Source organism: Bradyrhizobium sp. 23 (assembly GCF_023073295.1).
Taxonomy (GTDB): Bacteria; Pseudomonadota; Alphaproteobacteria; order Rhizobiales; family Xanthobacteraceae; genus Bradyrhizobium; species Bradyrhizobium canariense_D.
Map to the genome: position 1 here is coordinate 1 of NZ_JADPJF010000033.1, position 622 is coordinate 622.

The window sequence follows — 622 nt, forward strand, 5'->3', positions numbered from 1 at the left end:
GCCGCCGATCATCGCGGTGACGTATTCGACCATGGCGCCTTCGCCGGACTGGGTCTTCTTGGTCATGTGCGTATCTCCTGATCCATCCCGCTGGGGTTTAGGCGGCTGCGCGGCTCAGCTCGGAGGCACCGGCGGCGCCCGCGGTCTGTTCCTTCAGCGCCGCGATCAGACCGGGACGGTCGAACTTGGCGACATAGTCGTGGAAGCCGGCCTGACGGCCGCGCTCGATCGCCGCCGGCGACACCAGCGCGGAGAGGCCGATGATCGGCATCGCGCCCAGATTGCTGTCGGAGCGGATGGTCTCGGCAAACTCGAACCCGTTCATGTCGGGCATCTCGATGTCGGTCAGGACCACGTCGAAGCTCTGCGCGCGCAGCGCCGCCAGGCCCTCCTGCGCGGTCGGCGCGGTGCGGACGCGGTAGCCGGCGGCCTTGAGCACCGGGGCCAGCATGTTGCGGAAGAACGCCGAATCGTCGACCAGCAGCACCGATTGCGAGTGCAGCGACGGCTTCATCTCCTTGCGGGTGAACCAGTCGGAGAACGCCATCGGCAGGAAGTGGCCGACGTCGATCACTTCGGTGGCCTGGCCCTTGATCACGGCCGAGCCGAGAATGCCGGAGGA

General features: G+C 67.4%; 1 protein-coding gene. It reads right to left on the reverse strand.

The features are described from left to right. Positions 1-97 precede the first annotated feature (97 nt). Positions 98-622: response regulator (locus IVB32_RS05035; RefSeq protein ID WP_247409940.1), on the reverse strand; the 525-nt coding region annotated here is incomplete at its 5' end.